Annotated in this window: 15 protein-coding genes; 5 read left to right on the forward strand and 10 right to left on the reverse strand. The window is 46.9% G+C overall.

Features of this window, described 5'->3' with window-relative positions:
- Positions 1-31: 31 nt before the first annotated feature.
- A complete protein-coding gene (locus tag AC0C66_RS19735; RefSeq protein ID WP_072182784.1) occupies positions 32-697 on the reverse strand; it encodes an MOSC domain-containing protein in 666 nt (221 codons plus the stop codon).
- A gap of 66 nt (positions 698-763) precedes the next feature.
- On the opposite strand from AC0C66_RS19735, the gene AC0C66_RS19740 reads away from it, so the two are divergent.
- Complete coding sequence (locus AC0C66_RS19740; RefSeq protein ID WP_013307940.1) at positions 764-1,039, forward strand: acylphosphatase; 276 nt, start codon at positions 764-766, stop codon at positions 1,037-1,039.
- Here the strand turns inward: AC0C66_RS19740 and nosA are convergent.
- The 9 genes from nosA to AC0C66_RS19785 all read right to left on the reverse strand — a co-directional run bounded on the left by nosA (position 1,030) and on the right by AC0C66_RS19785 (position 11,370).
- On the reverse strand, positions 1,030-2,121 hold the full coding sequence (nosA, locus tag AC0C66_RS19745; RefSeq protein ID WP_088679816.1) for a nitric oxide synthase: 1,092 nt from the start codon (positions 2,119-2,121) through the stop codon (positions 1,030-1,032). The two genes, AC0C66_RS19740 and nosA, sit on opposite strands and share 10 nt — an antisense overlap.
- A 120-nt stretch (positions 2,122-2,241) precedes the next feature.
- Positions 2,242-3,036 (reverse strand): MBL fold metallo-hydrolase, encoded by a 795-nt coding sequence (locus tag AC0C66_RS19750; protein ID WP_088679817.1) that lies wholly within the window; start codon positions 3,034-3,036, stop codon positions 2,242-2,244.
- Positions 3,037-3,091: 55 nt separating this feature from the next.
- Positions 3,092-4,393 (reverse strand): citrate transporter CitM, encoded by a 1,302-nt coding sequence (gene citM / locus AC0C66_RS19755; RefSeq protein WP_072182779.1) that lies wholly within the window; start codon positions 4,391-4,393, stop codon positions 3,092-3,094.
- A 189-nt stretch (positions 4,394-4,582) separates the two neighbouring features.
- Positions 4,583-5,542, reverse strand: coding sequence for a tripartite tricarboxylate transporter substrate binding protein (locus AC0C66_RS19760; protein ID WP_072565933.1), 960 nt, complete (start codon positions 5,540-5,542; stop codon positions 4,583-4,585).
- A gap of 2 nt (positions 5,543-5,544) precedes the next feature.
- Positions 5,545-6,225, reverse strand: coding sequence for a two-component response regulator CitT (citT, locus tag AC0C66_RS19765; protein WP_072182775.1), 681 nt, complete (start codon positions 6,223-6,225; stop codon positions 5,545-5,547).
- Between the two features lie 13 nt (positions 6,226-6,238).
- Positions 6,239-7,825 carry a sensor histidine kinase gene (locus AC0C66_RS19770; protein ID WP_088679818.1) on the reverse strand — a complete coding sequence of 529 codons (1,587 nt, stop codon included), beginning with the start codon at positions 7,823-7,825 and terminating at the stop codon, positions 6,239-6,241.
- 179 nt (positions 7,826-8,004) lie between these two features.
- Positions 8,005-9,441, reverse strand: a complete 1,437-nt coding sequence (locus AC0C66_RS19775) for an anion permease (protein ID WP_014113016.1) — start codon at positions 9,439-9,441, stop codon at positions 8,005-8,007.
- A 126-nt stretch (positions 9,442-9,567) separates the two neighbouring features.
- Entirely contained in the window at positions 9,568-10,830 is a 1,263-nt protein-coding gene (locus AC0C66_RS19780; RefSeq protein ID WP_088679819.1) for a pectate lyase, read from the reverse strand.
- Positions 10,831-11,022: 192 nt separating this feature from the next.
- Positions 11,023-11,370 (reverse strand): YflT domain-containing protein, encoded by a 348-nt coding sequence (locus tag AC0C66_RS19785; protein ID WP_003223026.1) that lies wholly within the window; start codon positions 11,368-11,370, stop codon positions 11,023-11,025.
- Positions 11,371-11,610: 240 nt separating this feature from the next.
- Here AC0C66_RS19785 and AC0C66_RS19790 point away from each other — a divergent pair, with 240 nt between their 5' ends.
- From AC0C66_RS19790 to yfmE, 4 genes are all read left to right on the forward strand, one after another.
- The gene (locus AC0C66_RS19790) at positions 11,611-11,979 is read left to right on the forward strand and encodes a YfmB family protein (protein ID WP_014113014.1); all 369 of its coding nucleotides are present in this window, start codon (positions 11,611-11,613) and stop codon (positions 11,977-11,979) included.
- Positions 11,980-12,088: 109 nt separating this feature from the next.
- Positions 12,089-13,036, forward strand: coding sequence for a Fe(3+)-citrate ABC transporter substrate-binding protein YfmC (yfmC, locus tag AC0C66_RS19795; RefSeq protein WP_088679820.1), 948 nt, complete (start codon positions 12,089-12,091; stop codon positions 13,034-13,036).
- A gap of 72 nt (positions 13,037-13,108) precedes the next feature.
- Positions 13,109-14,110, forward strand: coding sequence for a Fe(3+) dicitrate ABC transporter permease FecD (fecD, locus tag AC0C66_RS19800; RefSeq protein ID WP_461845947.1), 1,002 nt, complete (start codon positions 13,109-13,111; stop codon positions 14,108-14,110).
- Positions 14,107-15,108, forward strand: a complete 1,002-nt coding sequence (gene yfmE, locus AC0C66_RS19805; RefSeq protein WP_088679821.1) for a Fe(3+)-citrate ABC transporter permease YfmE — start codon at positions 14,107-14,109, stop codon at positions 15,106-15,108. Before fecD ends, yfmE begins: the two co-directional genes overlap by 4 nt.
- Positions 15,109-15,111: the final 3 nt, after the last annotated feature.

A 15,111-nucleotide genomic window follows, 5' to 3' on the forward strand; every position in this document is an offset into this window, starting at 1 on the left:
AGCCGCGCTCATTGATATGCGCGGCTTTTTTCTATTCAATAGGCAGCAGCCTGTCCCTTTTTTTCATAAAGGACGCTCTCCAGCTTTCCGACAGTGTGTCTTCACTTAAAATCCGTTCAATGGCGGCGAGATTTTTTGCATCATGGTAGTTGATGCGATTTGCGAATTGGACTGATATGTCTTTCTCACCCTTGGATAGCAATTCCAGTTTGGCGCCGGGAGCCACCCTGCCCTCTTCCAGCACGCGAAAATAAAAGCCGGTATAGCCGGTTTGCTGAACCTTGAGAACCATTTCCTTTACGCCCAACTTTTTCGCCAGCTTTACACACGGCTGGCGCGGCTGGCTGACCTGAACAACAGCTTCATCAAGCTTGAACACATCCCCGATGCAAACGTTCTCCTCAGTCAGGCCCGCGACCGTCAGATTTTCACCAAATGCGGCGCTTGGCAACGGTCTTGAGAGAAGCTCTTCCCAAAACGGATAATGCTCGGCCGGGTAGACACAGACAGCCTTATCAGGTCCGCCGTGATTCACGAGATCCGCCTGTCCGTCACCTTCAAAGTTTTCCCGATACAGCATAACAGCGGAATCAGCGGGCTGCTTCATAATGCCGGTTTCGATTTTTTTGCCGTCATACTCAAGCGTCTGCGGCTTTCCGAGATTAAGAGAAAGAACTGGATAGTGCAGTGACTTCATACGAGCACATCCCCTTTACAGGTTGTAAAATGATTGATTATCATAAAAAGAAAAGGTGGTTTTTACATGCTTCAATACCGAATCGTTGCAGGCGGCCGGGTTCAAGGTGTGGGCTTTCGCTATTTTGTTCAAATGGAAGCCGATAAGCGAAAACTGGCCGGCTGGGTCAAAAACCGTGATGACGGACGTGTCGAGATTTTGGCAGAAGGCCCGGAAAACGCCTTACAATCATTTCTTGAGGCTGTAAAGAAAGGCAGCCCTTTCTCTAAGGTTACCGACGTCTCTGTCACAGAATCCCGCAGCCTTGAAGGCCATCATCGATTTTCCGTTGTTTACTCGTAAGGCTTATCCTGATAAAAGTAATTCGGCTTAACGATTGAGTTGTCATAGGAACGGTGGAAGATATGCGTGGCAGCGGGTGAAATCGGCGGAATCAGCCACGTCCAGTCCCCCGTCAGCTTTCTGCCCGCTTCTTCCTCCTGTTCTTCAAACCGTTTAAACTGGCTTGCGGCCGTATGATGGTCAACGATGCTGACACCTTGCTTTTTATACGAGTGCAGTACAGCTTTATTCAATTCAACAAGCGCTTGATCCTTCCATAAATCCGTATTGTAATCAGTAGAAATGCCGATAACGGACGCCACTTTTTTGAGCTTGTCATACCGCTTTTCATCTGCCAGATTTCTTGCTCCGATCTCCGTGCCCATATACCAGCCATTAAACGGCGCAGCATTATAATGAATGCCCCCGACCTCAAGCTTCATATCAGAAATAATCGGCACGCCGTACCATTTCAGCTCCAGATCAGAAAACGCTTCGATTTCAGGATGTGTGATTGGAACCTCGATTACAAGTGAACGCGGCAGCTCATACCAGACCGGCTGTTCGTCGCCTTTCATGCGAAAAATGAGCGGCAGCAGGTCAAAATCGGTTCGCTCTCCGCGCCAGCCAAGCTGCTCACAGGCTGCGGTCAGGGAACGGGAAGCCGGGTCACCGATTCTTTCCCCGTCTGATTCATATCCAGCGTACCGGATCAGCTGATGATTCCAGATTTCGACTTGCTTTTCACCCTTCTCTTCCGGAGGGAAAATCGTAATGCTCGGCCTGATTTTCCCGTTATTGGTGGCGGTTTCTATGTGATGAAAGAGGGCGTCCCGCACATCCTCCTTCGTCCGGACGTCACGTCTGTCGATGACAGTCAGCGAATTCCAGAACAATCTGCCGATGCAGCGGTTGCTGTTTCTCCAAGCCATTTTCGCCCCGTGCTCGATTTCTTCCTTCGTATGTACATAGCTTCCGGTCCGGTCAATTTCATTTTTAATGCTATCGAGACGGTCTTTCACTTCCTCCTCCTTTCCCAATTCCTGATAGCATGCGGCAATAAACGCTTTCGCTTCGTTCCAGAGTATTTCTTTTCCTTCCAACAAACTCTCCCCTTCAAATCACATTCATGCTTTTCATTGTATCGTTTTTAAGCCGGAAGACAAATGATTTTTCTGTATCTTCTTGGAAAACAATAAAAAACACCCGTGTTTCTGCGGGTGTCAAAGAGACGATAAACGATTTGCCAATTCAATTAAGTCACTGCGAAAGTTTTTGCCGGTCATCGGTATGCCATGCCCCGTCAGCAGTGCTTCCGGTTCAAGGCCGGCAAGCTTCTGAATGGATTCGGCAGCAGTCTCTGTGTCAGGCGTGAAATAAGCCGGCGGCCCATGAAGCTCCTGTTTTTGAATCAAGACGTCTGCCATTTTCTCCTGTTCCACTGTAATGACTGCATCACCTGCCACAAGCACGCGCCCGTCCTCGCGGAATAACGAAATATGGCCGGGTGTGTGTCCGGGAGTCGCAATCCACATCCACTCGTCAAGAAACGGTACAGAGCCGTCTTCCGGCAGTGCCTGCACATGTGAGGAAATATCGATGGAGTGCCGCGGAAACAGCGGCGACAGTTTGGCGACCAGCCCGCTCTTACTGTCAGGACGAGCCGGAGGATAATCCTCTTTACCTGTTACATAAGGCATTTCCCGAGAATGGACATAAACAGGAACATCCCAATGCTCAAGGATTTCTTCTATCGCCCCGATATGATCAAAGTGCCCGTGTGTGAGGATAATCGCCTTCAGCTGAAAATCATCGCCGAATCTTTGTTTGGCTTCATTTACAATCATGCCGGCTGATTGAGGCATGCCGGCATCAATTAAAACAAATGAGCGAGGTTCAGAAGGTAGCTGAATAAAATAGACATTCGCAATTTGCACGGTCAGGCCGTGCACCCCTTTTGCCGCTTCGAACCCCGTTCCGCTTCTGACTGAAGTCATCGGCATATAAGGATCACTCATGATGACACCTCCGGTATGTTGTATGCCGTTAGTGTGTGTCATTACGCCTGAATTATCATACGGAAATAGAGATCGCACCGATCAATAGAGCGATAGCCGTCATGACGATCACTGCGAGAACCGCCCATTTCAAGGCGAATTTTTGATGATCGTCAATAGAAACTCCGACAAGTCCGACAAGTAAATGAGTGGACGGCACAAGCGGGCTCAGCATATGAATCGGCTGGCCGATAATAGAGGCTCTGGCAATTTCCACTTTATCCACACCGTATGCGACAGCCGTTTCTGATAAAATCGGCAGCACCCCGTAGAAATACGCGTCATTCGGCATCAGGAATGTGAAAATGCCGCTTGTTAAGGCCACAATCGCCGGGATCAACCCGCCCATTTGTTCAGGAATCATAGACACAAGCGAAATCGCCATTTCATCAACCATTTTGGTGCCTGTCAAAATCCCCGTAAATACCCCCGCAGCAAAAATCATGGAGCCGATGGCCAGCACGTTGCTGGAGTGTGCTGCGATGCGCTGTCTCTGATGCTCAAGGTTTGGATAATTCACAATCAGTGCAATACAAAACGCAATGACAAACAGTACGGTTAAACTGACTTTACCCGATACCAAACATCCTATTAAAGAAAGCGTTAACAATAAATTAAACCACCAAAGCTTCGGCCGCTTCCACTCATCTTCAACCGCAGCCGCCGGTTCATTGGCATTGGCCGGCTGTTTCAGTTCAATCACACCAAGGCGCTTTCGTTCCGCTTTTCCAAGCACATACGCAACCGCCACCATACAAAGCATTCCGCTTGCAATGACAGGAATCATCGGCCCTGTAAGCTCGGCTGGATCAACCCCCAGCGCGCTCGCCGCCCGTGGCGTCGCGCCACCCCACGGAATCGTGTTCATGATTCCCATGCCGACTCCCGCGATTCCCGCCAGGATAATCGGCCGGATGCCAAGCAGCAAATAGAGCGGAAGCATGGCACTTGTCGTAATCATATACGTTGTCGAACCGTCTCCGTCCAAGGCGACGAGCATCGTAAGAACCGCTGTCCCGATCACAATTTTTAACGGGTCGCCTTTGACCATGCTTAAAATTTTGCCAACCATCGGATCAAACAGCCCTGTATCAATCATAATTCCAAAATATAAGATCGCAAACATAATCATGACCGCAGTCGGCGCGACTTGCTGAATCCCCGAAATCATCATGTCCCCAACTTCAGTAAATCCAAATCCGGCGATAAGTGCAAACACAATCGGCGTCAAAACTAATGCTGTCAAAACAGAAAGCCGTTTTGTCATGATCAATGCCATAAACACGAGCATCATGAGAAAGCCTAAAATTGCTAACACATCCATTCCCCCTTAAATGAATCCGCTTACATTTTTTCTCCCTTACTTCCCCTTGCCTTTTTGCCATCGTATGGGAAAACCACTCGCAAGTAAATAATTTGGTTTTTATGTATTTTTAATTTTTTATAACCGTTTTGTTCTTTTTGATCATTTTTGGGCACATCAAAAAGATCCCGGAATGCCGGGATCTTAATTCCCTGTCATAATGCTTTGGTAAAAAGCGGATTGCTGGTCAAGAAACCGTTTCGTTTCCCTGCTGTTCAAATAAAAGCTTTCCCAGTCCAGTTCATTTATTTTCCGCTTCCATTCAGGCGAGGATGTGACCTTCTTTAGCGCTTGATCCCAGAAAGAAATCTCTTCCTCCGACATGTTTTTCGGACCCAAAACCCCTCTCCAATGTGAAAAAACAAACGGAATCCCCTGCTCTTTCCACGTTGGTACATCAGGAAAACCGGGAAGTCTTTTATCAGACGTTACAGCAGCTAACGTGATATCGCCGTGCCGCTCATATGGTTTCGCTTCAGAAAGTGTCATTGAAGCCGCTTCTATCTCATGTCTGATCAGCGCCTGAATGAGCTGTTCACTGCTGTCATACTGCAAAAATTGAATGTCAAAAGAGTCAATGCCGTACATATCTGCCGCTCTGACGAACGAGAGCTGATCATCATTGCCGAGGCCCGGGGCAAAGCCGATTTTCACCTTGCCGGGATGCATCTTAATTTCATTCAGCAAATCCTTGCCGTTAGTTAACGCCGATCCTTTTGGCAATGCAACCGTCTGCCATTCCTTGGAGAGAATGGCGAGCGGAGTAAAATCGTCAATTTTTAATTTGCTTTGCCCAAGAAGATCATTGCTCAGTATTAAACTGGACGTCATGCTGATGGTCTGTTTGCTGCTTTCGTTGACATATTTCCAGCCTTTATCTCCCCCGCCGCCGGGTTTATAGACGATATGAACCTCATCCTTCACGATCTGCTTCTTCCTCAAAACGGCTTGGATCGCCTGCGCTGTGACATCCCAGCCGCCAGAAGGTTCAGCGGGGACGACAATTTCAATCGGCCCGTCAGGCAGGCGCGGCGCAGCCGCCTGCCTGATGTCCCCCTGCATAAAGACCAATAAAGCAATCAATAGAATCATACATTTTTTCATATCTAGTCCGCCGCCAAATAATATTTTCTCTCCGGCCTGCCGATAATCCCGTATTCAAGCTCGGCTCTTGCTTCATCCTTTGCCACAAGGTACTCGGCATAGCGGCGGGCAGTCGTTCGTGACGCTCCCATTTTTTCTCCAAGCTCTTCCGCTGTCAATCCTTCTGATGCAGTTCGAAGCGCTTCCTTAATTTTTCGCAGTGTAATCGAATTAATGCCTGTCGGCAAATCCTCTGCCGGCAAAGATGCCTTCACACTGTTCCCGAAAATATGATCAATCATGGATTGGCTGACCTCTGGCTGAGACAAAAGCAGCTTCCTTTTTTCTTTATACTGAAGCAGCACCTGTCTGAACTTGTCAGCCGTTACGGGTTTGATCAAATAGTGGGCAATCCCTGCCCTGAGCGCTTCCTGCAAATGACGGGTTTCTGTAGCCGCTGTGATGATCATAATATCCACTTCAGGAAATCGGCTTCTTATCTCAGGAATCAATGTGGTCCCAAGCTCGTCCGGCATATAAATATCCAGCAAAAGCAAATCAGCCTTTTGTTTCTCCAAAAGCGCCAACGTTTCTTTGGCATTGGCCGCCTTGCCGATAATCTTGAATCCATCAAGCTGTTCAATCAATCTCTCATGGATTTGCGCAACCCGAAAATCATCCTCCGCAATCGCGATGTGAATCATATGGATTCCCCCTTTATTTCTCCTTCGGTATAAACACAGTGAATACCGCACCGCCAGTTTTTTGATTCGCCAGTTCGATCCAGCCGCCCAGTTCACGCACTGAGTCTTTCACATTGGCCAGACCGTAGCCTCTCTTCATCCCCTTTGAGGAATAACCTCTTTCAAACACAGCTTCTGTCTTATCAAGCGGTACACCAGGCCCTGTGTCTGATACTTCGATGACAATATCACGGCCCATATCCGTGATGAAAAACAATACCTCCCTCACGCTTTGATCCGCTACAGCTTCGAAAGCGTTATCAATTAAGTTGCCGATAATCGTAATGAGATGAGACAAGCCGATATGTGAAGGAAGAGGCGCGAGCGAGCTGTTCTCATCAATAGACAGCTTGACCTTCTTTTCCGATGCTTTGCTTATTTTTCCTAACAAAATCGCCTGCACCTGCTGCGAATGGATGTTATGGAATAAAATATCATGCTGCTCATTTTGTATCGCGTATTCCTCTTTAATCAGATCAATGGCTTCATCATACTCACCAAGCTCAAGCAGCCCTAAGATCGCGTAAAGCTTATTTGAAAATTCATGGGTCTGCGCCCTGAGATCCTCTGAATATTTGCGAACCTCTGTCAGTTTATCGATCAGCTTTTTCAGCTCTGTTTTCTCCCGAAAGCTTACGACAATCCCATACGCCTGCCCGCCTTGAGTCATCACTTTCGTATTGATAATAAAAGTTTGATCATTGACGTTTACCTCTTGGTTCGGCAGCATTTCTCCTTGCTCAAGCACACTCTTCAGCTTGGCTCCCGGCATAACATCATCAATAGGGAGATTGATCACAGGCTCGGGAAGCTTTAGCATCTCGGCCGCCGATACGTTCATCATGGTGACGACGCCTTCACGATTGGTGGCAATGATCCCTTCTCGAATTGCGAAAAGCATTGCATTCCTCTCTCGATAAAGAGCCGCGATCTCATGCGGCTCAAGGCCAAGCGTATCCTTCCTGATGCTTTTCGCCAGTGCGGCGGCACCGGCAAATCCGAGCAGCAGCACAAGCACAGCGATCACACTCAAGTTTCTCAGATGCTTTTTGATGCTTTGCTCTGTCTCGGTTTGCAGAAAATCAACAGACACGCTGCCGATCACTTGGCTGTATCCGTTCTGCTCTTTAATAATCGGCGCGCTCCCCCTAATGACTCTTCGTCCATCCGCTTTTGTTTCAGAAACATGCGAGCCGCCAAACAAAATTTCTCTGCTGCGCTCCAGTTTCTTTTGGCCGCTTTTACCCGAGGCGCTCCGAATGTCTCCTTTTTCGTCCAACACATAAATGGCATACGCGCCAGTCTGTTCTATCATTCGTTCAATGACCTCTTGCTTCTCAGCCGCATGTCCGCCTTTTCTCTCAATGAGCTCTTTAGCCGGCGGCATATAAGATATGGTTCTCGCCGTCTGAACCGCCAGCTGCTCTGCCTGTCTCCGTTGTTCCTGTGTATGCTGAACGGCTAACGTAATAGTCAGCACACCAATGACAAAAACCAGCAGAGCCGCAATCAGCCCCATTATTTTTGTTTGCAGGGAAAAATGGAACCGCTTTTTCACCACAGCACCAGCCGTCCTTTCTACCTAGATCATACCATTTTTCATAGGGAATTTTCTCATTTTTCAAAATCCATATCTTTGAAAGTAAACAATAGGAGGAAATATGTTTTGCAGATTAGTTGAATGAAGATAAGGGAATTGCTTTAAAATAAAAAAGGCAGACCGTGTCTGCCTTTTTCTTTCTACCATATTCCTAGTACTTTCCACCATAATCCGCCGATGACAAGCCATACGACAATATGGACGATCGACAGGATAAATCCGATGGACCACCATTTGCTTTGCGGAACGTAGCCTGCTCCGAAGAAAACTGGAGCCGCTCCAGCACCGTAGTGAGTCGTTGACCCGAACAGGTTGCTGAAGAATGCGAGGCTCAGCGCTGCTAAAAGCGGCGGTGCGCCAGCTGCCACGATCACAGCCAAAAATGCTGAATACATCGCGCTGATGTGGGCTGTCGCGCTTGCAAAGAAGTAGTGTGAATAGAAATACACAACAATTAAGATTAAGAATGCCACGATCCAAGAGAATCCTGATACAGAAGATTTCATGGCATTACTGAACCAAGACACCATGCCTAGCTCATTCAGGAAGTTGGCCAGCATGACAAGCGCCGCAAACCAAGTGAGCGTATCCCAAGCGCCCTGTTCTTTCTTAATATCATCCCAAGTCAGAACCTGTGATAATAATAGAACGGCCAAACCGATCAATGCGGTTGTGGTTGCGTCGATGTTGAAGCTGCCGCCAAAAATCCACAGCACAAGCACCAAAAGAAAAACGATAACCATGGAAAGCTCTGATTTTTTGAACGGTCCCATTTCTTTCAGTTTTTCTGTTGCGATTTTCGCCGCATCCGGTGTTTCTTTAATTTCCGGCGGATACAGCTTGTAAATCACAAGCGGTGTGATGATTAAGCTTACAAGTCCCGGTACAATCGCGGCAATTGCCCAGCTTGTCCATGTTAAGTCCACCCCTGCGACATCATGGGCCAGCTTGGCAATCAGCGGGTTCGCCGCCATCGCCGTTAAGAACATAGCAGATGTAATCAGATTCCCCTGAAAACCGGTTTTTAATAAGAATGCGCCGATTTTTCTCTCTGTTCCATTTGCCGGGCTTGATCCGAATGTTTCGGATAATGATCTGATGATAGGAAATATAATGCCTCCTGCACGCGCCGTATTACTTGGAATGGCAGGTGAAAGTATTAAATCACTGAACAGCAGTGAATAAGAAAGTCCAAGGGTTTTTTTCCCGAATTTCTGAACGAATACATACGAAATTCTCGCACCGAGCCCGGTTTTGATAAATCCCCGGGAAATAAAGAATGCGATAACGATAAGCCAGATGGTCTTATTCCCGAATCCGCTTAATGTATCCTCAATTGAAAGTGTTCCAGTTAGTGCAGTAACCGCCAATGCAAAAATTGCAATTGCACCCATTGGCAAGGGCTTGGAGATAAAGCCGATAATTGTCGCGACAAAGATCGCAAACAAATGCCAAGCTTTAGGTTCAAGTCCGGACGGAGCGGGAATAAACCAAATGATTAGTCCCACAGCGACAGTAATTAGCAATGGAACAAGCTTTACTGCTGACTGTTTTCCTGCGTCTTTTTCTGAAGCCATAAATAGGTCTCCTCCTATATACTTGTTTTCCGATCCCCTTTCCCATTCTACTCCTTAACTAAGTTAATAAACATTTTAATTAATTAAAAAACACAAAGGTGAGCAGCCCTTTGTGTTTTTACATTCTTAATTTAGTTTACCCGCACCCGCTTGAGATATAACATTCGATTTTACATTCGCGGAAGCATCGATTGTGCCGTGCAGTGACGGTGTCCAGCCGACAGAAGAACTCAGCCCGTTTGCAGCCGATGCGCTGATCTGCGTGCCATTTAGAAGTGTACCTGAGTCATATAAAGCCGTTCCCCCGCTGAATACGCTGATCGTTTTAGCAGCTGGCAGTCCCGGTACGTCAATGACATTGTTTTGAGCGTAGATTTTAGATGATTTTCCGATTCCCCACGCATAGCTGAAGGCATAATCTGAGGAGCTTGTGCTGCCTTCATAATAGTTATTGTATACGTGAACCTGTCCGAAGCGGACTCTCGGTGCGCGCTGGACGATATTTTTGTAGTGGTTATGGTGAAGCGTAATTTTTAATTTGCCCTCATCAGATGTTTTGCTGTCGCTTGATCCGAAAATGGAGCTTTTATCATGATCGTGATAATAGTTGTAAGACATCGTGATATAGTTAGCGCCGTTAGAGACATCGGTTTGGCCGTCATGGTGCTGATATTTTCTGCCGAAATACTTTGGCGATGTGCTGTCCGGACGTGAGCCGTCATTAAATGTACAGTGGTCAATCCATATATGCGTGCCGCCGTTTATCGTGATGTTGTCGTATTGTGAGTTCCAGTTTCCTGAGCTGCCGTCAGTCGGATCCCATTGCGGAAAATAATCATAAGCATCCTGGAATTCGATGTTGCGGATGATGACATTATCACTCTTGATCTGGAAGTTTCCGCCCACGATTTTGGCATTTGTCCCTGAACCGACGATCGTCGTGTTTGCAGGAATATCCACCATGACTCGTGCTTTTTGATTTTTCTGAGAGCGTGCTCTCGCCTCTTCTAGTGTCCCCGACGGCTCCTTTTTGCCCCATGTGCTAGGATCATAGGCTTTCAAATATTTGTCCAAATCGTACTCTGGATCTTTATAATCATTTAAACCAAGCGGCTTCAGATTGTCATCGACGTTCATGTCAATCGTTCCCTTAATATAAATAATTTTTGGCGTTGTGTTGGTGTCCTTGCCTAATGCCGAGACAAGCTGGTTTCTGTTGCTGACGGTATACACATTCGAGGACGACGCTTTTGATCCGCCTGTTGTACCGGTCGAGTACGCGCCCCAGCCATCATTTGATCCTAATGTCTGATGGCCTAAATCCGCCGCGTTCGCGCCAGCTGGAGTCAACCCTAACAGCAGAGCCGTGGCTAACATCACTTTTTTCATTCACTATGAACCCCCATTTTCTATTTTGTGAGATTATATTCCAATTTCTCACAAAGATATGATAGCAAATTGAGGGACATCCAAAACCGAAAATGTTCCGCTATCTTATTGCGGCATTCTGCAAAACTACACCGCAAAGACCGCAAAAAAACCCAAAAAGCCGAAGTTGGCCTTTTGGGTTTTTTCCCTGCATTACGCCCAGGATTTCACTTTTTCATTATCGGTCACAAAGAGAAGCACTTTCCCTTCATCTAAACGTTTTTCGAATTGAGCGGCTTCATCCTCAGAAAAACCGATTTCATGAATTTTATTGCGGAGCTCGTCTCCTTTTTTATTAAACACGTTTCCTACCGCATGCTTAATACCCGTTTCTTTGGCTCCGATCGTGTTGGCGTTCGTGTTGTCTGCCAGCCGTTCCGTTCTGTCATCGTCGTGAGCTAAGACGTATACATCTTCTTTCGCAACACCCATTTGCTGTAATTCTTCTACATCCTTCATGAGCTGTTCGTCGTTTGTATACTCTTTTACAACTGGTTTCATTCCGACATTCCTCCTTCATGATTACTATATTTCTTTCATACCCGATCACCTATGGACGAAACAGATTCCAGAACATTGAATAGAAAAACAGGAAGAATGGTAGTAGCCATTTATTTTCGGCCCATGGTAAAGTGGTAGGAACGGAACTATTTTCAGAAAAGTCAAAATCAAAGAGAAACCGCTGCGCGGAGCAAACGATCATGAATTGCACTTTATCCGTACAAGCAGGAGGTATGTCTAATGCAATATTTTTCACCAGAACAGCAATATAATGCATGGGTTGTGAGTGATTTAGTCAAACAGATTTTTCATCAGCGATCCGGCTGTTCACCCGGAATTCACGAGCTTGCGGTCTTTGCTGAGGAACATTTTCATATCGATATCGACTTTGTTTTCTCGATTATTATGAATATCGGCGACATTGAATTCGCACTCGCAGAAGAAATAGAAAAGAAATTGTCCGGCTATCTCGGCGCTCTCCTTCCATATGTCAACGCTGAAATGCTCGAAACCTCTAAAACCAATGCCAATGCATTTTTATCCCGCAGACACGGCAATGCTGTATACCATTTATTTGTGTCTGATGATGCTTTCATGAGAAAGCAGTAAAACCGAAGCTTTCTTTACTAAAAAAATATTGACATGATGAGCCATGCTATTATAGTGTTTACATGTGATAATGATTCTCATTACTAAATCTAAAAAAAGGAAGAATGACATGCGCACCTATTCTAACAAGTTGATTGCCATCATGAGTGTTTTATTAATCGCCTGCTTCATTGTATCCGGCTGTTCATCCAGCCAGAATAACAGCGGGAGCAGCGAAAGCAAGTCTAAGGATTCCAGAGTGATCCATGACGAAGAAGGAAAAACAACAGTAAGCGGCACACCTAAGCGGGTGGTAGTGCTTGAGCTTTCATTCTTGGATGCCGTTCACAATCTTGGCATTACGCCGGTGGGCATCGCCGATGACAACAAAAAAGATATGATTAAAAAGCTTGTCGGCAGCTCCATTGATTATACATCTGTAGGCACACGCAGCGAACCAAATCTTGAGGTCATCAGTTCCTTGAAGCCTGATTTAATTATCGCTGACGCTGAGCGCCATAAAAACATTTATAAACAGCTGAAACAAATCGCCCCGACGATAGAATTAAAGAGCCGGGAAGCGACATATGACGAAACGATCGACAGCTTTACAACCATTGCTAAAGCATTAAATAAAGAAGATGAAGGTAAAGAAAAGCTTGCCGAGCACAAAAAAGTCATCAACGATCTAAAAGGGGAACTCCCGAAAGACGAAAACCGCAACATCGTTCTCGGAGTTGCAAGAGCAGATTCCTTCCAGCTTCATACGTCATCATCTTATGACGGAGAAATCTTTAAAATGCTTGGCTTTACACACGCTGTGAAGTCAGATAACGCCTATCAAGAGGTCAGCCTCGAGCAATTGAGCAAAATCGATCCTGATATTTTGTTCATCTCAGCCAACGAAGGCAAGACAATTGTAGATGAGTGGAAAAAGAACCCGCTCTGGAAAAATCTCAAAGCGGTGAAAAACGGACAAGTCTATGATGCGGACCGTGACACTTGGACAAGATTCAGAGGCATCAAGTCTAGTGAAACAAGCGCCAAAGACGTGCTTAAAAAAGTGTATAATAAATAGGACAAATGAGAAGCGAGGGGATATCCTTGCTTCTTCGTTTTTGCAACCAGACGCAGTAAGGAAGTGAGACTGTTGTATCATTCACCCAAACGGCGCTCATCATCAAGACTGATGATGTTCATCATCGCACTGATCATTTTGATATTCGGGCTTGGGCTGAATCTTTCAGTAGGAGCCTCAGACATCGGGATCATAGATTCATTGAAATATCTTTTTGTATGGGATGGTTCAAAGGAACAGCTCATCATCTCTACTCTTCGCCTTCCCCGCACATTGATCGGCGTTTTCGTCGGCGCCAGCCTGGCCGTAGCAGGGGCGCTGATGCAGGCCATGACCAGAAACCCTCTGGCTTCACCTCAAATTTTCGGTGTGAATGCGGGTGCATCGCTTTTTGTCGTTGCTTCTCTCGTCATTCTGCCGGCATCGCCCTATTCTTCCGTTGTATTCGCTTTTGCGGGTGCGGCTGCAGGCGGCGCGATTGTGTATATGATTGCCTCATCCGGCGGAATGACACCTGTCAAGCTGGCATTGTCGGGAATGGCGGTGCATCTGTTCCTCTCCTCCATGACACAGGCCATCATTATTTTAAATGAGTCGGGAGAGGATGTTCTGTACTGGATGACAGGCGCGATTGACGGAAGCAATTGGCAGGACGTCATGACCATCGCTCCGTTTTCTGTCATCGGCATCGGGCTTGCCCTCGTGTTTTCCGGTTCTGTTTCTGTACTTGGTCTCGGAGACGAAACAGCAAAAGGGCTTGGGCAAAATATGAACAGCATCCGGATTCTGATCAGCTTTATCATTTTAATTCTATCCGGTGCTTCCGTAGCTGTCGCCGGGCCGATCGGCTTTGTCGGACTGCTCGTTCCACATATTGTCCGCAAGCTGATCGGAGAACATTATCAATACGTGCTTCCGTTTTCGGCGCTGCTCGGTGCCATATTGCTGGTGTACGCAGATGTTCTGGCCAGGTGGATTGCATTTCCTTATGAATCACCGGTCGGCATCGTCACCGCGATTATCGGAACACCGTTCTTCTTATATTTGGCAAGGAAAGGGCGAAATCTGAAATGAAGAAAACAACCAGAAAACAAAAACGCCCCTTGCTGGCGATACTCATATTGGCCGTGATTCTGATCGTTCTGTCCGTCATCAGCATCGGCTTCGGTGCATTATACATTTCACCGGATGCGGTAGTGACGAACTTGTTGGGACTGGATCATTCCTTTGAATTCATCATCCAGCAATACCGCCTTCCACGGATTATATTAGCGATTTTGGCCGGTGCCGGGCTTGCCGCGGCCGGAGCGATTTTGCAGGGTGTCATCCGCAACCCGCTCGCTTCCCCGGACGTTGTCGGCATTTCAAAAGGGTCCGGACTTGCGGCGATGGCTGTCATTCTGATCTTTCCTGAATCGCCGGTGTACGTGCTTCCGTTCTCTGCATTTGCCGGAGCAGCCATTATTGCTGTACTATTATTAATGATAGCCCGCAAAAAAAGCATTCAGCCCTCTTCATTGGCTTTATCAGGCATTGCCTTAGGCGCGGTTTGCCACGCCGGGATGCAATATATGATGGTCAAGTTTCCGGGCGACGTGAATGCTGCACTCATTTGGCTGACAGGGAGCCTATGGGGAAGAAACTGGGAAGAAGTCAAGCTGCTTGCACCATGGCTTTTGGTTCTTTTTCCGATCGTCTGCATTCTCATACCGAAGCTGGATCTTATGTCACTCGGTGATGAGCTTGCGCAGGGTCTCGGCGAAAACGCAAACCGGCTGAGATTCATCCTGATTTTCACCGCGGTTGCACTGGCGGGAAGCTGTGTAGCCGTCGTCGGCTCAATCGGTTTTATTGGCTTGCTTGCTCCGCATATCGCCAGACGGCTTACCGGAGAAAAAGCTAAATATTTACTGCCTGCATCAGCATTGATTGGTGCTATTATATTATTAATTGCAGATACGTTAGGGCGCGGCGTCATGCCTCCGGTTGAAATACCGGCCGGAATATTGACTGCCGTGATCGGCGCGCCTTATTTTTTATATTTATTGAAATTCGAAGCGAGGAAACAGTAGGGA

The sequence above is a fragment of the Bacillus sp. VA13 genome, assembly GCF_055710085.1.